Annotated in this window: 12 protein-coding genes; 2 read left to right on the top strand and 10 right to left on the bottom strand. The window is 73.2% G+C overall.

What is annotated here, in order from left to right; all coding sequences use genetic code 11:
• The 3 genes from SZN_RS38690 to SZN_RS16100 form a co-directional block, all read right to left on the bottom strand.
• Nucleotides 1-124 (bottom strand): acyl-CoA carboxylase subunit epsilon (locus tag SZN_RS38690; RefSeq protein ID WP_007496215.1); only part of this gene is annotated, 124 nt, incomplete at its 3' end.
• 46 nt (nt 125-170) lie between these two features.
• Nucleotides 171-1,754: an acyl-CoA carboxylase subunit beta gene (locus SZN_RS16105; protein WP_043731008.1), complete on the bottom strand. Its 1,584-nt coding sequence runs from the start codon at nt 1,752-1,754 to the stop codon at nt 171-173.
• Nucleotides 1,755-1,908: 154 nt separating this feature from the next.
• Nucleotides 1,909-4,263 (bottom strand): polysaccharide lyase 8 family protein, encoded by a 2,355-nt coding sequence (locus SZN_RS16100; protein WP_043731017.1) that lies wholly within the window; start codon nt 4,261-4,263, stop codon nt 1,909-1,911.
• 146 nt (nt 4,264-4,409) lie between these two features.
• Here SZN_RS16100 and SZN_RS16095 point away from each other — a divergent pair, with 146 nt between their 5' ends.
• Nucleotides 4,410-5,012 (top strand): YceI family protein, encoded by a 603-nt coding sequence (locus tag SZN_RS16095; protein WP_007496209.1) that lies wholly within the window; start codon nt 4,410-4,412, stop codon nt 5,010-5,012.
• Between the two features lie 462 nt (nt 5,013-5,474).
• Nucleotides 5,475-6,257 carry a S1 family peptidase gene (locus tag SZN_RS16090; RefSeq protein ID WP_007496205.1) on the top strand — a complete coding sequence of 261 codons (783 nt, stop codon included), beginning with the start codon at nt 5,475-5,477 and terminating at the stop codon, nt 6,255-6,257.
• Between the two features lie 201 nt (nt 6,258-6,458).
• Here the strand turns inward: SZN_RS16090 and SZN_RS41415 are convergent, their stop codons facing one another.
• The 7 genes from SZN_RS41415 to ureA all read right to left on the bottom strand — a co-directional run bounded on the left by SZN_RS41415 (nt 6,459) and on the right by ureA (nt 17,317).
• Nucleotides 6,459-7,817: a hypothetical protein gene (locus SZN_RS41415; protein WP_043731005.1), complete on the bottom strand. Its 1,359-nt coding sequence runs from the start codon at nt 7,815-7,817 to the stop codon at nt 6,459-6,461.
• A gap of 105 nt (nt 7,818-7,922) precedes the next feature.
• Entirely contained in the window at nt 7,923-10,952 is a 3,030-nt protein-coding gene (locus SZN_RS16080; RefSeq protein ID WP_007496202.1) for a glycoside hydrolase family 3 protein, read from the bottom strand.
• A 280-nt stretch (nt 10,953-11,232) separates the two neighbouring features.
• A complete protein-coding gene (gene cimA, locus SZN_RS16075; RefSeq protein WP_007496200.1) occupies nt 11,233-12,837 on the bottom strand; it encodes a citramalate synthase in 1,605 nt (534 codons plus the stop codon).
• 322 nt (nt 12,838-13,159) lie between these two features.
• Nucleotides 13,160-13,759: a TetR/AcrR family transcriptional regulator gene (locus SZN_RS16070; RefSeq protein WP_007496198.1), complete on the bottom strand. Its 600-nt coding sequence runs from the start codon at nt 13,757-13,759 to the stop codon at nt 13,160-13,162.
• Between the two features lie 44 nt (nt 13,760-13,803).
• Complete coding sequence (locus SZN_RS16065) at nt 13,804-14,844, bottom strand: agmatine deiminase family protein (RefSeq protein WP_007496197.1); 1,041 nt, start codon at nt 14,842-14,844, stop codon at nt 13,804-13,806.
• A gap of 8 nt (nt 14,845-14,852) precedes the next feature.
• Nucleotides 14,853-16,562, bottom strand: a complete 1,710-nt coding sequence (locus SZN_RS16060) for an urease subunit alpha (protein WP_007496195.1) — start codon at nt 16,560-16,562, stop codon at nt 14,853-14,855.
• A complete protein-coding gene (gene ureA / locus SZN_RS16055) occupies nt 16,559-17,317 on the bottom strand; it encodes an urease subunit gamma (protein ID WP_007496193.1) in 759 nt (252 codons plus the stop codon). The genes SZN_RS16060 and ureA overlap by 4 nt, the downstream gene beginning before the upstream one ends.
• Nucleotides 17,318-17,397 lie beyond the last annotated feature (80 nt).

Genomic DNA, 17,397 nt, shown 5'->3' with positions numbered 1-17,397 from the left:
GGCCGCGGCGGGCCGGGGCGGCGGCCGGCCGCGCGGCGGCGCGGGCCAGCAGGATCGCGGTGATGGCCGCGACCTCCTCGGGACCGGCGTGGCCCTTCTCGACGCGGATGTCAGGGAGGTTCATGGGTGTCAGTCTCCGTGGATGAGGTTTCCGCAGCGGTACGGGCGGGTTACTGCGGGGGGTTGCCGTGCTTGCGGGACGGCAGGTCCGCGTGCTTCGTGTGCAGCATCGCCAGGGACCTCACCAGGACCTCGCGGGTCTCCGCGGGGTCGATGACGTCGTCCACGAGACCGCGCTCGGCCGCGTAGTACGGGTGCATCAGCTCGGACTTGTACTCCTTGACCATGCGCGCCCGCATGGCCTCGGGGTCCTCGGCGTCGGCGATCTGACGGCGGAAGATGACGTTGGCCGCGCCCTCGGCGCCCATCACGGCGATCTCGTTGGTCGGCCAGGCGTAGGTGAGGTCGGCGCCGATGGACTGGCTGTCCATGACGATGTACGCGCCGCCGTACGCCTTGCGCAGGATCAGCGAGATCCGCGGCACCGTGGCGTTGCAGTAGGCGTACAGGAGCTTGGCGCCGTGGCGGATGATGCCGCCGTGCTCCTGGTCGACGCCGGGGAGGAAGCCCGGCACGTCGAGGAACGTGATGATCGGGATGTTGAAGGCATCGCACATCTGCACGAAGCGGGCGGCCTTCTCGGACGCCTCGATGTCCAGCACCCCGGCGAGCGACTGCGGCTGGTTGGCGACGATGCCGACGACCTGGCCGTCCAGGCGGGCCAGCGCGCAGATGATGTTCCGCGCCCAGCGCTCGTGGACCTCCAGGTACTCGCCGTCGTCGACGATCTCCTCGATGACCTTGGTCATGTCGTACGGCCGGTTGCCGTCCGCCGGGACCAGGTCGAGGAGCACCTCGCCGCGGCGGTCGGGGGCGTCCGAGGGCTCCACCCGGGGCGGGTTCTCCCGGTTGTTCTGCGGCAGGAGCGAGAGCAGGTAGCGCACCTCGGCGATGCACGTCTCCTCGTCGTCGTACGCGAAGTGGCAGACACCGGAGGTCTCGGCGTGCACGTCGGCGCCGCCGAGGCCGTTCTGGGTGATCTCCTCGCCCGTCACCGCCTTGACCACGTCGGGGCCGGTGATGAACATCTGCGAGGTCTCGCGGACCATGAAGACGAAGTCCGTGAGGGCGGGGCTGTAGGCCGCGCCGCCCGCGCACGGGCCGAGCATGACCGAGATCTGCGGGATGACGCCGCTGGCCCGGGTGTTGCGCTGGAAGATGCCGCCGTAGCCGGCGAGGGCCGAGACGCCCTCCTGGATGCGGGCGCCGGCGCCGTCGTTCAGCGAGACCAGCGGGGCACCCGCCGCGATGGCCATGTCCATGATCTTGTGGATCTTGGTGGCGTGGGCCTCGCCCAGCGCGCCGCCGAAGATGCGGAAGTCATGGGCGTAGACGAAGACCGTACGGCCCTCCACCGTGCCCCAGCCGGTGACGACACCGTCGGTGTACGGGTTCTTGGCCTCCAGACCGAAGCCCTGGGCCCGGTGCCGCCGCAACTGCTCGACCTCCCGGAAGGAACCCGGGTCCAGCAGCAGCTCGATCCGCTCCCGGGCGGTCAGCTTGCCCTTGGCGTGCTGCGCCGCGGTCGCCTTCTCGCTCGGGCCGGCCAGCGCCCGCGCGCGGATCTCGCGCAGCTCGGCGGTCCGCCCGCGTGCGTCGATCGGCTCGCCCGGTGCCTCATCCAAAACGGTCATGTAGTGACCATACGAAGGGCACCGGGGAAAGCGAGCCGTTGACTCCGTACAGTCTCCGGAGCGTTTTCCTGGTGCCACTGAACAGAACCATCCCCGCGTGCAGCCCTTCCGACTGCTCAGAGGGCCTGCGCGTTGTAAGGTCCCCATAAAATTGTCAGCCGGGAACGACCTCGCAGCGATGGCTCACGCATACCGTCCCCGGAGTGACGCGGACCCTCAGACGGGGGCGCGTCGCGAGGATCTCGACCGCGTCGTCGGCCCGCAGGACCCGCCGCACGGGACGGTCCCAGCCGATCTCCAGCGGCTCGCCGGTGCGCGGCGGCTCGCTCACCCAGAGGGTAGCGGCCCCGGCCCGCCGCCGGAGCAGCACGGCGGCCCCGGCGGAGGCGGTGAGCGGCCCCGCGGTGCCGGCCGTCCAGAAGGCGGCGGCCGTCACGCCGAGGGAGAGGACGTGGACGGCCTGGCGGGCGTCGTCGTTGGCGAGGACGGCCAGCCAGCGGCGGTCGGCGGCGCGGGCGGCCACCTCGCGGCGGCGGGCGCCGGGCATCAGCAGGTAGACGTAGGCCGCGTCGACGGGGTCGGTGCCGTGGTCCAGCCAGAGGGTCTGCCAGCGGCGGGTGCGGCGCTCGGCGGTGCTCGCGGTGTTGATGTCGGCCCAGGCGCCGGTGCGGTCCTCGCGCAGGGCGCGCAGGCCGCCTCCGGGCACCACCCAGCCGCCGTGCCCCTCCAGATGGGCCCAGCCGGGACGGCGTACGCACACCTGGCCGCCGCCCTCCCCCAGGTTGCGGTTGTCGACGACGGTCTCGACGGGTACGCCGTCCGCGCAGGTGATCCCGGCGCCGAGGCAGACCACGGTGTCGTCGAGGCAGAACCACGCCTTGCGGGCGCGCAGCGTCGAACCCAGGCCCCTGAGGTGCTGTCCGAGGACCGCGAACTCGCCGTCCGTCGCGCCGCCGACCCAGCGGACGGCCGGCCGGGGCGCGCCCCACTCGCCGCCGGCGCGGTCGGGAAGGCGGCGGGTGGAGACGGTGGTGCCGGGGAGGCGGTACCAGTCGACGGTGGGCCAGTACCAGTCCGTGTACTGGTCCGAGCGCCCGGCGGGCCACCAGGAGAGCATTCCTGCGCCGGTGTGCCAGCCGCGGGGGTTCTCGCCGTTGCCGCACTCGTAGTACGCGATGCGGTCGCTCGCCATGGCGAGGTGCGCGGTGAAGCGCGGGCGGCGGTGCACGGCCCGGTCCATCGCCGCGAACAGGTGGTGCCCGGTGGGCGCGGGCGCGGCGGGGACCGGCGAGGCGGCCAGGGCGTGCAGCCGGGCGAGGTCGCCCGTGCCGAACTGACGTGCCGTCAGGATCGGTGTGACGGTGTCCCGTTCGATCCATCCTTTGACGAGCCCGGACCAGCGTGCGCGTTCCGCCGGGCTCGCGGCCCGCGCGAGCAGGGCGACGGCGGCGATGATCCCCTGCCCGTGGTAGTGGTCGCCGCGCATGACCCGCCGGTCGTCGTCCTTGAGGTAACCCCGGCTGATGGCGCGGCCGTTGACGCCGTCCATGACCAACCCGTCGTGCAGGAGCGGCGCGTACGCGCGCTCGACGGCGTCGAGGACGATCTGCCGGTTCGGGTCCGTCACCTCCCAGGCGGACCCGGCGAGCAGTGCGAAGAGGCGGCCGAGGCCGTCGAGGAGGACCTGGCCGTAGGTGCCGGAGTAGGCGACCCGGGTGTGCTGCACGAACGACCCGTCGGCGTACAGGCCGTCGCCCTCGGTGACGTGGGGGAAGACCGGGGAGAGGGCGTCCCGGGCGAGCGCGGTCCTCGCCGGGGCCCGGCCGAGGATGCCCCGCAGGGCGACGCTGCGGCACAGGTCGACGCGGTTGGCACCGGTGGAGATACCGGAGTAGCCGGTGAGCAGGGCGTCGGGGACGAAGTGGTCGACCGCCGCGCAGGCCGCCTCGACGCGGGCGGCGCCGAGGCGGTCGTGGAGGGCGGCCGTGATGTCCATCAGCGGGCGCGGGCTGCCGATCCGCCATTCCCACCAGTTGCCGTAGGGAGTGGCGCCGGGGTGGTAGGCGGTGGCGGAGAGGTGGTCGAGGCCGCGCAGGACGTCGGCGAGCAGGCCCGGGTCGCCCGTGCAGCCGGTGCCCTCCTGGACGTGGGCCTGAGCCATCGTCCACAGCCGGAGGTAGCTCCGGGTGATGCCCGCGGGCGGGTCGTAGGGGTGGCCGGGCCACAGCGAGGCGGGGGTGGGCGCCATGGTGGCGCGGAAGCCGCGGGCGAGGGCCCCGGTCTCGGCGAGGCGGGAGGCGTACGGCTCCGCGGCCGGGTCGTAGCCGGTGCCCAGGGCGATGTCGAGCCAGCGCAGGCGCAGGGCGTCGTACGGGTCGGCGGGGGCGGCGCGTTCCGGGACCGCGGCCGGGGGCGCGGCTTCGGCGGTGGCGGCAGGGGCCGGGGGCGCGGTCGCGGCGGCCGGGGCGAGGGCGGCGGCGTACAGGAAGGCACGGCGCGTGGGAGGCATGTCCACGACCTATCACGTGACAGCGCGTCACTCCGGGGACACGCTCGGGACCGCACCCGGAAGACGTTGAACATTGAAGGGAATAGGTCTACGGTGATGCGCGTTGAGTAGTTCAACGTTCAACATCACTTCGCGAGGAGCACACCATGGGCATCTTCAACCGCAAGGACGCCGCCGAGACCGCCGCCGACGCCACCGCAGCCCCGGAGACGGCCGCGCTGACCGGCGACTACACGATCGACCCCGCGCACTCCACGCTGGGCTTCGTGGCGCGGCACGCCATGGTCACCAACGTCAAGGGCAAGTTCCTGGACTTCAGCGGCTCGCTGCGGCTGGACGGCGGCGAGCCGTCCGCGTCCACGGCCTCCCTGGACATCACGATGGACAGCATCGACACCGGTTCGGCGGACCGGGACGGCCACCTGAAGAGCGCCGACTTCTTCAAGACGGACGAGTTCCCGACCATGACCTTCCGCTCCACCAAGGCCGAGGCCCTGGGCGGCGAGGACTACCGCATCACCGGCGACCTGTCCATCCTCGGCACCACCCGGCCGATCACCATCGACCTGGAGTTCAACGGCGCCGCGAAGGACCCGTTCGGCAACGAGCGCGTGGGTTTCGAGGGCAAGGCGGAGCTGCTGCGCTCCGAGTGGGGCCTGACCTGGAACGCCGCGCTGGAGACGGGCGGCGTGCTGGTCTCCGACAAGATCAAGCTGAACTTCGACATCTCCGCCATCAAGAACGCGTGAGCCGGCCGGCTCCCCGCCGAGCCGACCCGCCCGCATCCCGAGCACACCCGCCCTCCGGCTCCCGCCGGGAGGGCGGGTGCTCGTGCGTGCGGCGGAGCTTTTGCGTGCGGCGGAGCGCCCGGATCGCACCGCACCCCTGACGGCATCGCGCCCCTGACCGCATCGCGCCCCTGACCGCGGTCCGCGCGGCGCCCGTGGGTCCTGAGGACGCGGGCCCGGCTTCCGGCCCGGAGGGCGCAGGGTGCGCGGGGTGCGCAGGGTGCGCGGGGTGCGCGGGGGCGCGGAGGTCTTCGACCATGGCCGGATTCCGCCCCTTGTGGTGACGGTCACGGGGTTCCCATAATCCAGCAACAGCTTGACCGGCACATGTCATCCGCAGCTCGCACTTCCCTTATTGGCATGAGCCTGACATTACCGTGCTTCACACGTTCGCATGTCCAACCCCCCACGGAAGGCATCACGTTGAAGAAGCTCCTCACCGCGCTCAAGAGATGCGCGGCCCTCGGCGCCGCCGCCCTCGCGATCGTCAGCCTCCAGCCCCTGTCGACGGCCCACGCCGCGGACGGGCGCGTCATCGGCGGATCGCGCGCCTCGCAGGGCGAGTTCCCGTTCATGGTCCGGCTCTCCATGGGCTGCGGGGGCGCGCTCTACACCCAGCAGATCGTGCTCACCGCCGCGCACTGCGTCGGCTCGACCGGCCCCAACACCGGCATCACGGCCACCGCCGGTGTCGTGGACCTCCAGTCCACCAGCGGCCGGGTCCAGGTGCGTTCCACGTACGTGTACCGGGCGCCCGGCTACAACGGCACCGGCAAGGACTGGGCGCTGATCAAGCTCGCGGCGCCCGTCAACCTGCCGACGCTGAAGATCGCCACGACGACGCAGTACAACTCCGGTACCTTCACCGTCGCCGGCTGGGGCGCGGCCACCGAGGGCGGTCCCCAGCAGCGCTACATGCTCAAGGCGAACGTGCCGTTCATCAGCGACGCCCAGTGCCGCGCCTACAGCGGCTACAGCGGCCTCGTCGCGAGCGACGAGATGTGCGCCGGCCTGCCCTCGGGCGGCGTCGACACCTGCCAGGGCGACTCCGGCGGTCCGATGTTCCGGCGCGACGCGAACAACGCCTGGATCCAGGTCGGCATCGTCAGCTGGGGCCAGGGCTGCGCGCGCCCGAACGCGCCCGGCGTCTACAGCGAGGTGTCGACCTTCGCCTCCGCCATCGCCGCGGGAGCGGCGACGCTCTGACCCCGGCGGCACCGGGCCCGGCACCGGCACCTCGCGTGCCGGGCCCGTGTCGTGCGCGGGGCACGTGTCGTGCGCGGGTCCGGGAGAGACGCGCCGCCTGGACTGAGGGGCGGCGGCCCCTCGAAGAGCCTCCACTTCGAAGAGAGCCTCCACCTCGACGAGGCTCCACCCGGCGGACTTCCGTCCCAGATGACCTCCGCCTCAGAAGCCCCCGCCGCCGAAGTCCCCGCCGCCACCGCCGTCGCCGAACCCGCCTCCCCCGTCGAAGCCGCCGCCGAAGGAGCCCGGGTCGAAGTCGGCGCCGGAGACGTCGCCGCCCTCGTAGCCGGTGCCGAAGTCGCCGTAGCCCGAGCCGTAGTCGGCCGCGTAGGAGGGTGCGGCCATCAGGCTGCCCAGCAGGGTGCCGGCGAGCAGGCCGGGCAGGAGCCCGCCGCCGAAGTAGCCGCCCGCCCAGGGCCCGTAGGCGGGGCCCGCGTCCCAGTACGGCCGGCGGCCGTCCGCGGTGTCGACCTCGCGGACCACCGGGTCGCGGCCCGCGGCCAGCCGGGTGCGGTCGGCCGCGCACACCGGGACCTCCCGCACGGTGCCGCCGGGCGGCGTCCACGCCGTGTCGGCCACCGCGGTGCCGTGCCGCGGGTCGAAGAAGCACGGCGGCCGGCGCTGCGGCAGCGGCCGGTCCTCCCGGCGGGCGGCCAGCCGGGCGAGGGAGAAGCGGCCGTCCGCCAGGGCCTCGGTGACCGCCCTGACGTCCTCGGGCGCGGTGGCCCGGTCCATCCGCTCCTTCGCCGACTCATAGGCGTCCAGGGCCTTTTCGTAGTCCGCGCGCGCCGCGTCGTCGGCGCCCGGCTCACCCGGGCGGAAGTCCAGCCGTTCCAGTTCCTCGCCGTAGGCCGTGATGTCCTCGTCGACCACCACGCGCAGCCTGCGCAGCGCCTCCCGCCGCTCCTCCTCCCGGCGCAGCCTCCTGCGCCGCAGGACCGCGTACGCGCCCGCGGCGCCCGCGGCCGCCACCGCGCCGACCGCCACCAGGGAGCCCGTGTCCACGCCGTCGCCCGCGCCGCCGTCGCGCCAGGAGGCGGGCGCCGCCCCGGAGGTGCCGCGCAGCGCCGCGTCGACGAAGTCGTTCAGCTGGGCCCTGGGATCGTCCACGCCGCGCACGGCCGTGACGAGATTGCGCACGCCCCGCCCGGACAGTACGGCGGCGTCGGCGCGCGCGCCGAAGTCCGCGCCGCTGCGGATCGCGTACAGCCCGGTGATCCCGGTCTCGGTGCGCAGGTTGCGGAAGACGTCCCGTTCGGGCTGGTCGGCCGGCAGCACGGCCACGAAGACCGGCTTGCCGGCGTCCCTGATCTTGTCGGACAGCGCCTTGGCGTCCGAGGACGACAGCTGGTCCGAGGCGGCGGGGTCCACGTACACGGGATCCGCGCGCAGCGCCTCGGCGACCTGGGAGAGGTCCGCGGCCGCATGGGCGCCGGGCGTACCGGCCAGGAGCACCGCCGCGGTCGCGGCGACCGGCACGATCAGCGAGCGCATGAGACCCCGGACGCGCCGAGTGCTCATGCTCTCGACGCTACCCGATCCGTGGGGCGAAGGCGCCGGGACCGGTGGCGGGGTGCCCGCCGGTCCCGGCGCCCCGGGAGGTGCCGCCGCCTGCCGGGCGGCGGCTCAGGCCGCCCGGTAGGCCGCGCTCAGTCTGTCCACCGCCGCCCCGTAGCGCCCGGTGAGCAGCAGCCGGTCGGCTTCGGCGAAGGGTTTCGACACCGCCTCGGTGATCCCCGCGCCGACCGCCCTGTCCTGGACGATCAGCCGCGCCCGGGTGACGATCGCCCGGCCCGCGGACTGCGCGCCGGCCCGCTCGGCGGCGCGGGCCGCGAGCGCGAGCGCCTTGAGGGCCGTGCCGCCGCCCGCGGGTGCCCTGCCGAGCGTCGTCAGGCCCCAGCCGAACGGGAAGCGCGGATCGTAGGAGGCGTCACCGACGTTGATCGGCAGCTGGGCCTCGCTCTTGGGCCAGGTCACCGGGAGCTGCCCGGTGAAGGGCCGCTTGCCGAAGAGGACGTCGGCCACGCCGTCGCCCTCGGTGCCGGGCAGCCAGGAGGCGACGAGGGAGTCGATCCCGGCCAGCTGCGGGTCGTCGATGAGCTGCGGGCGCCCGGAGACGATCAGCACCGCGCACTTCATGGCGCCGCACACCTTGTCCACCGTGGCCTGGTCGGCTTCGGTCAGCCGCAGGTCGTTGCCGTTGCCGACGTCGCCCACGCCCTCGGCGTAGGGGGTCTCGCCGACGACGACCACGCCCGCGTCGTAGCCGCCGAGCGGCGCGGAGGCGTCCTTGGACCAGGTGATCCGCGAGGAGTTCTTCCGCATCGCCTCCAGGACCGTGGTCCCGGGGGTGATGTCGCCGGACGAGCCCTGCCAGGTGATGGTCCAGCCGCCGCTCTGGTTGCCGATGTCGTCGGCGTTGGACCCGGCGACGTACAGCTTCTGCGACTTCTTCAGGGGCAGCAGTCCGCCGGTGTTCTTCAGCAGCACCTGCGAGGCGGCCACCGCCTTGCGCGCCACGGCGCGGTGCTCGGGGGAGCCGATCTTCGAGGCGCCGCTGGTGTCGGCGTACGGCTTCTCGAAGAGCCCGAGGCGGAACTTCTGGGTGAGGATGCGGGAGACGGCGTCGTCGATCCGCTGCTCGCTGACGCGCCCGGCCCTGCTCTCGGCGACGAGGGCGGAGCGGAAGTCCTTGTAGGCGTAGGGCGCCATGACCATGTCGACACCGGCGTTGACCGAGGTGCGCACGTCCGAGGCGTAGTCGCCGGGGATCTGGTCGATGCCGTTCCAGTCGCTGATGACGAAGCCCTGGAAGCCCATCCTGCCCTTGAGCTCGCCGTTGATCATGTCGCCGCGGGCGTGCATCTTGACCGGGCCCTTGCCGTCACCGATGAGGTCGAGCGAGGAGTAGGACGGCATGACCGTGCCGACGCCGCGTTTCACCGCCGCCCGGTACGGCGAGAGATGGACCGCGTCGAGCTGTTGTCGGGTGGTTCTGGTGACGCCCTGGTCGATGGTGTACGTCCCGGTGGTCGAGGAGCCGTAGTCGGTGCCGCCGTCGCCGACGAAGTGCTTGGCGGTGGCGAGGACCCGGTTGTTGTTCTTGAGGTCCCTGCCGTCCGGGGCGCCCTGGAGGCCCTGGATGACCGTCTCCATGGACTCGACCAGGGCCGGGTCCTCGCCGAAGGACTCGTACGCGCGTCCCCAGCGGTCGTCGCGGGACACGCACAGGCAGGGCGCGAAGTCCCAGGGGATGCCGGTGGCCCGGGTCTCGGCGGCCGTCACCGCGCCGGCCTGGTAGGCGATCTGGGGGTCGCGGCTCGCGCCGATGCCGACGTTGTGCGGCAGGATCGTCGCGCCGACCAGGTTGTTGTGGCCGTGCACCGCGTCGACGCCGTAGATCAGCGGGATCTGGAAGCGGGTCGCCTGCGCCCGGAGCTGGAAGCCGTCGACCATGCTCGCCCAGGCCGCGGGGGTGTTGGGCGTCGGTGTGGAGCCGCCGCCGGACAGGACCGAGCCGAGGTCGTACGCGGCGATGTCCCCGGCGTTCGAGAGCGCGCCGCGCTCGGCCTGGGTCATCTGGCCGGCCTTCTCCTCCAGCGACATCCGCGACACCAGGTCGGCGACGCGCTTGCGCACCGGCAGCGTCTTGTCGAGGTACGGCAGTCCGTGCGCGTCGAGGACCACCTGCGGGGTCTCGGCGGGGGCCTTGGCGCCGGTGACGGTGAGCTTCAGCGGGATCGTCTCGGCGGGCTCCGCCGCCCTGTCCTTCAGCGTCGGGACGCGCACCAGGCGGCTGGTGCCCGAGGCGGTGCCCGCCGGGAAGGTGACGGTCCCGGCGACCGGCGTGTAGTCCCTGCCGGGTTCGGCGCTGCCGCCGGAGGTCTCGTAGGCGACCGTGACCGGCTCCTCCAGCGGGACGGAGCCCGTGGTGGCGACGGTGACCCGGGCGGTGGCGGTGCGGCCCTCGTCGACGGGGTACACGGCGGCGTCGGTGACGACGGAGGCGCTCAGGGCCGGGTCGGCGCGGCCGTACAGCTCGACCCCGTCCATGGCGAACCGCCCCTGGACCCCGACGGGCAGGGTGACGGAGTAGCCCCAGGTCTCGGTGAGGCCGAGGACCTGGTCGATGCCGCCGACGGGCTGGTAGTCCGTACGGTAGGTGAAGGACGTGAACGGCAGTTCGATCTGTTTCCAGCCGGTGAAGTCGTCGGTGAAGGACGTCGTCCACAGCTCGGACGCCTCGCCGTTGGCGCCGCCGTCCTTGAGCTCGAAGGTGATCTTCTTGCCGTTGTCCTGGCCCTCCCACCACAGGCGGACGCCCTTGCGGTCGGACCAGTCCCGGGCGGGTTCGGCGAAGGCGAAGTCGTGGGTGAAGCCGCCGTAGCCGCTGATGTCGTAGGTGCCGGCCAGCACCTTCTCGCCCTCGGGGGCGTCGTCGCGGGCGGCCAGCCGCAGGGTGGGGGGATCGTCGTTGTCGCCGCCCCAGGTGAAGATGCCCTCGGCGGGCGGGTTCGCGAAGGGCACCTCGCCCTCGAAGCGGTCCACGGAGACCGGGGCCGGGTCGTCGGCACCGGCCGCGGGCCCGGCCGCGGCGGTGAGCGGGAGGAGGGTGGCGCACAGGGCTGCGGAGACGAGCAGGGCGGTTCTTCGCATGGAACGGTCCCTCGACTCTCAGTAATCCACTGGTGACTTACCTCACGACGTGAGTTAACTGACGCCCCGCAATGCCGTCAAGACTTCACACCGGAACCGGTACGCGCCCGACTCCCGTCCGGATCAGTGGAGTTGTCCCTTCACCTCCTGAAGGCGCGAGCCCGCGGGGCCCGGTGGAAGCCGTCACTTGCCCACGCCGCGGCCGGGCACGCCGGCGCTCGACGGCACCCGCGCGGACGCCGGTCCGCGCGGGTGCCGTCGAGCGCTCGGGCGGGGCTGCCTACTCGGCCGGGACCACACCCGCCCGCAGCAGCCCGTAGGTGTAGGCGTCCTCCAGTGCCTGCCAGGAGGCGGCGATGACGTTGTCCGCGACCCCGACCGTGGACCACTCCCCCGTGCCGTCGGAGGTGGAGATCAGCACGCGGGTCGTGGACTGCGTGCCGTGGACGCCCTCCAGGATGCGGACCTTGTAGTCGACGAGGTCGAGCTTGGCGAGCTGGGGGTAGATCTTCTCCAGCGCCACCCTCAGCGACCGGTCGAGGGCGTTCACCGGGCCATTGCCCTCGGCGGTGGCGACGATGCGCTCGCTCTTGGCCCACAGCTTGACGGTGGCCTCGTTGGCGTGGGTGCCGTCCGGGCGGTCCTCGACGATCGCGCGCCAGGACTCGACCTGGAAGTACGTCAGCGGTCTGCCCTCGACCTCGGCGCGCAGCAGCAGCTCGAAGGAGGCGTCGGCGGCCTCGTAGGTGTAGCCCGCGAGCTCGCGCTCCTTGACCCGGTCCACGACCCGGCCGACCAGCTCCCGGTCGCCGCCGAGGTCGATGCCCAGCTCCTTGCCCTTGAGCTCGATGGAGGCGCGCCCGGCCATGTCGGAGACCAGCATCCGCATGGTGTTGCCGACCTGCTCGGGGTCGATGTGCTGGTACAGGTCCGGGTCGACCTTGATCGCGGAGGCGTGCAGTCCGGCCTTGTGCGCGAAGGCGGAGACGCCGACGTAGGGCTGGTGCGTGGACGGGGTGAGGTTGACGACCTCGGCGACGGCGTGCGAGATCCGGGTCATCTCGCGCAGCCGGCCCTCGGGCAGGACCTGCTTGCCGTACTTCAGCTCCAGGGCCGCCACGACCGGGAACAGGTTGGCGTTGCCCACGCGCTCGCCGTAGCCGTTCGCCGTGCACTGGACGTGGGTGGCGCCCGCGTCGACCGCGGCGAGGGTGTTGGCGACCGCGCAGCCGGTGTCGTCCTGGGCGTGGATGCCGAGCCGGGCGCCCGTGTCGGCGAGGACCGTGGCGACGACGGCCTGGACCTGGGCGGGGAGCATGCCGCCGTTGGTGTCGCAGAGGATCACGACGTCGGCGCCGGCCTCGGCGGCGGTGCGCACGACGGACTTGGCGTACTCGGGGTTGGCGCGGTAGCCGTCGAAGAAGTGCTCGCAGTCCACGAAGACGCGGCGGCCCTGGGCGCGCAGGTGGGCCACGGTGTCGCGGATCATCTCCAGGTTCTCGTCCAGGGTGGTGCGCAGCGCGAGTTCGACGTGCCGGTCGTGGGACTTCGCGACCAGGGTGATCACCGGGGCGCCCGAGTCCAGGAGCGCGTTGACCTGCGGGTCCTCGGCGGCCTTGCCGCCCGCGCGGCGGGTGGCGCCGAAGGCGACCAGCTGGGCGTGCCGGAAGTCGATCTCCTGCCGGGCGCGGGAGAAGAACTCGGTGTCCCGCGGGTTGGCGCCGGGCCAGCCGCCCTCGATGAAGCCCACGCCGAAGTCGTCCAGGTGCCGTGCGATGGCCAGCTTGTCGGCGACGGTGAGGTTGATGCCCTCCCGCTGGGCGCCGTCGCGCAGGGTGGTGTCGAAGACGTGGAACGAGTCGTCGGGCTCGCTGGTTGCGGTCATGGTCGTCAGGCTCCTGTGTTGGATCTCGGTCTACCGGAATGACCGGCTCCACCGCCCCCACCTATGGTCCCTCACGCTCCTCGCCCGGCTGTGGTTGGGCCGGGAAACAGAAAAACCCCTCGCGGGTGCGAGAGGTCTGCGCGCGGGTCGAGGACGACGGTGTCCACCCGTACCTGGTCGTACGTGGTGGTCACTGCGGACCGGCGCGCCTGCTGCCAATAATCATGGCGAACGAGAGCACGGGGGAAGTGTGGCACAGGTCGTCCCGCAGCTCACCGCCCGTCTCAGGATGCGAGCAGCGCCGTGGTCACCGCGGGCGGGCTCAGCCGTCCGCGAGGAGGCCGTCGCCGAGGAACTCCCGCACATGGCTCAGGACGCGGTCCCGGTCGGCGCCGCCGAGGGCGATGGCCACGTGGATGGAGAAGCCGTCGAGGAGGGCCCGCAGCCGGGCGGCGAAGCGGTCCGGGTCGACGGGCCGGAACTCGCCGCGGGAGACGCCCTCCGCGATCAGCGCCACCAGGTCCCGGTGCCAGGCGCCCTCGATGGCGGCCTGGCGCTCGCGGCCGTCGTAGCCGGCGTTGAGCGAGCGGTTCCAGACCTCCAGCCAGAGGGTCCAGTGCGGGTCGCGGTGGCCGTCGGGCACGTAGAGGTCGACGTAGGCGTCGAGCCGGTCCCGGGCGGAGGCGGGCCGGGTCAGCAGCCGGCCGCGCTCGGCGCCGAGGCGGCCCTCGCTCCACTCCAGGGTCCGCAGCAGCAGTTCGTCCTTGGAGCGGAAGTAGTAGAGGAGGTGGCCGCTGCTCATCCCGACCTCCCGGCCGAGCGCCGCCATGGTCAGCTTCTCCAGACCGCGTTCGGCGATCATCTCCATGGCGGCGGCCAGGACGTCGTCGCGCGGCGGCGCCTGCCTGCGCCCACCGGCCATCCGGGGCTCCTTCTCCGCAGCCGGCGCGGCCCGGAGGGGGTCCCCTAGACCTTCGGCTGCTGCTGGGTGACGCAGTGGATGCCTCCACCGCCCGCGAAGATCGTACGGGCGTCCACGAGCGTCACCGTCCGCCGCGGGAACAGGCGGCGGAAGATGCCGGCCGCGATCTCGTCGCGCGGGTCGTCGAAACCGCACAGGACGACGCCGTCGTTGCAGAGGTAGTGGTTGATGTAGGAGTAGTCGGCCCAGTGGCCGTCCGCCTCCAGGACGGTCGGGGCGGGCACCTCGACCACCTCCAGCCGGCGGCCGCGCGCGTCCGGGTGCCCCCGCAGCAGTCCGGCGGTCTCCTTGCCGATCTCGTGGTCGGGGTGGGCCGGGTCGGGCTGGACGTGCACCACGACGACACCGGGGCGGGCGAAGGCGGCCACGATGTCGACGTGGCCGAGGGTGCCGAAGCCGTGGGGCGGATAGTCGCCGGTGAGGCCGCGCGGCAGCCAGATCGCCCTGCGGGTGCCGAGCATGGCGTGGATCTCGGCCTCCACCTCCTCGCGCGTCCAGCCGGGGTTGCGCTCCGGGCCGAGCTGGACCGTCTCCGTCAGCAGGACGGTGCCCTCGCCGTCGACGTGGATGCCGCCGCCCTCGTTGACGAGCCGCGAGGCGTACGTCCGGCTCGCCCCGGCGAGGTCGGAGACGTACGCGCCGATCTTCGCGTCGTGCTCCCAGCGGGCCCACTCCTGGGCGCCCCAGCCGTTGAACGTCCAGTCGACGGCGGCGAGCCGGCCCCGCCCGTCGGTCAGGAACGTGGGGCCGACGTCCCGCATCCAGGCGTCGTCCAGGTCGCGTTCCACGGTCTCGACGCCGTCGCCGAGCAGGGTCCGCGCCCCGGCCGACTGACCCGGCCCGCACACCACCGTCACCGGCTCGAAGCGGCGGACGGCACGGGCCACGGACGCCCACGCGCGGCGGGCGGCGGCGAGTTCGCCGGGGGCGTCGAAGGTCGGGTTGGGCCCCGGCCAGGCCATCCAGGTGCGCTCGTGGGGGGCCCACTCGGCGGGCATGCGGAAGCCGTCGGCGGCTGCGGACATCGTGATCCCTAGAGGAAGTAGAGGCGGTTGAGGGAGACGGACTCGGCGGGCTCGGAGCGCAGCGGTTCCCCGTCGAGCGTGACCAGGCCGGTGCGCTGGTCGACGTCGACGGCTCCGGTGCGGGAGTTGAGCCGCAGGTCGGCGGGGCCGATGCCGCGGGTGCCGCGCACGGCGACCCGGCGGCGCCGGGTCGGCATCGCGTCGCCTCCCAGGTCGACGGCGGCCTGGGCGACGAACGCCACGGAGAGGTCGGCGGGGGTGGCGCCGTACGCCCCGAACTGCGGTCCGAGGACGAGGGGTTCACAGGTGTCGGTGGCGGCGTTGGGGTCGCCGACCACACCGTAGGCGGGGAAGCCGGACTTGAGCACGAGCTGCGGCTTGGCGCCGAAGAACTCCGGCCGCCACAGCACGATGTCGGCGAGCTTGCCGACCTCCAGCGAGCCGACCTCGTGGGCGAGGCCGTGGGCGAGGGCCGGGTTGATGGTGAGCTTGGCCATGTACCGCAGGACGCGCTCGTTGTCGTGGTCGGCGGGGGCGCCGAACTCGGCCTTCATCTTCCCGGCCATCGCGAAGGTGCGGCGCACGGTCTCGCCGGCCCGGCCCATGCCCTGGGCGTCGGAGGAGGTGATGCCGATGGCGCCCAGGTCGTGCAGTACGTCCTCGGCGCCCATGGTCCCGGCGCGGATGCGGTCGCGGGCCATGGCGGCGTCGCCGGGCAGGTCGGTCTTGAGGTCGTGGACGGAGACGATCATGCCGTAGTGCTCGGCGACGGCGTCCCGGCCGAAGGGCAGGGTGGGGTTGGTGGAGGAGCCGATGACGTTCGGGACGCCCGCCATCTTCAGCACGTTGGGGACGTGTCCGCCGCCGCAGCCCTCGATGTGGAAGGCGTGGACGGTGCGGCCCTCCAGCACCCGCAGGGTGTCCTCGACGGACAGGCACTCGTTCAGACCGTCGCTGTGCAGGGCCACCTGGACGTCGTGCTCCTCGGCGACCCGCAGCGCCGTGTCCAGCGCGCGGGTGTGGGCGCCCATGTCCTCGTGCACCTTGAAGCCGCTCGCGCCGCCCTCGGCGAGGGCCTCGATCAGCGGGGCGGCGTGGGAGGACGAACCCCGGCCCAGGAAGCCGATGTTGACCGGCCAGGCGTCGAAGGCGTTGAAGGCGTGGCGCAGCGCCCAGGGCGAGTTGACGCCGACGCCCCACACGGGCCCGAACTCCTGGCCGATGACGGTGGTGACACCGGAGGCCAGCGAGGCTTCCATGATGCGCGGCGACAGCAGGTGGACATGGGTGTCGACCGCCCCGGCGGTGGCGATGAGCCCCTCGCCGGACACGATGGAGGTGCCGGTGCCGACGACGACGTCCACCCCGTCGAGGGTGTCGGGGTTCCCGGCCCGCCCGATCGAGCAGATCCGGCCCTCGCGGATGCCGAGGGAGACCTTGCGGATGCCGAGCGCGGCGTCGATGACGACGACGTTGCTGACGACGACGTCACAGGTCTCCCGCACGGCGGCGGCCTTCAGGTGCAGCCCGTCGCGGGCGGTCTTGCCGAAGCCGGCGAGGAACTCGTCGCCGGGGCGCTGGGAGTCGGACTCGACGCGGACGGTGAGCCCGGAGTCACCGAGGCGCACGCGGTCCCCGGCGCGCGGCCCGTGGGTGGCGGCGTACTCGTGGGGCGTGAGCCGCCGCCGCTCGGCCGGATGCCCTCCTGGACGACTCATCGGGGGACCTCCTGGCCGGGGTGGGTGAGCGGGGCGGACGGGGCCGCGGCACCGGAAGGGACGTGCCGGGCCGCCGTGTCCGGGGCGCCGAGGTAGCCGCAGGCCGCGGCGCGGCGCAGGGCCTCCTCGCGGGCGCCCGGGGCGTCCAGCGGTCCGTCGACGAGGCCCGCGAAGCCGATCGCGACGCGGTCGCCGCCGATCGGCAGGAGCCCGACCTCGACGCTCTCCCCCGGCCCGAAGCGCACGGAGGAGCCGGCGGGGACGGCGAGGCGCATCCCGTAGGCCCGTTCGCGGGGGAAGTCCAGGCGGGGGTTGGCCTCGAAGAAGTGGAAGTGGGAGGTGACGGAGACGGGCACGGCGGCGGTGTTGGTGACCGTCAGCACCGCGGCGGGCTCGGGCTCCGGGTGGGCCGGTCCGGGCAGCAGCGCGCCCGGCGCGCGGTCGCCGAGCCCCCCGCCGATCGGCGCGGCGACGACCGCGAGCCGCGAGCCGTCGTCGAACACGGCCTCGACGTGCACCTCGGTGACCACGTCGGCCACGCCCGGCAGCACGTCGTCGGGACCGAGCACGGACCGGGCGCGGTCGATCGCCTCGGCGAGGCGCAGCCCGTCGCGGGCGGCCTCGCACACGGTGTCCGCGATGAGCGCGGTCGCCTCGGGAACGTTCAGCCGCAGCCCGCGGGCCCGGCGCGCCCTGGCCAGCTCCGCGGCGCCGAACAGCAGCAGCCGGTCACGTTCCGTGGGGGTCAGTCTCATGCCGCGGACCTTCCTTGCCGTCCCTTGACTTAGAGCATCACTCTAAACAGGGAATCGCGGTAAGCAAAGGGTTGACGCAC

The sequence above is a fragment of the Streptomyces zinciresistens K42 genome (genome assembly GCF_000225525.1).
Taxonomy (GTDB): Bacteria; Actinomycetota; Actinomycetes; order Streptomycetales; family Streptomycetaceae; genus Streptomyces; species Streptomyces zinciresistens.
Note: the sequence above shows the minus strand (reverse complement) of the source record. Positions and strands in the feature narration are given on the sequence as shown.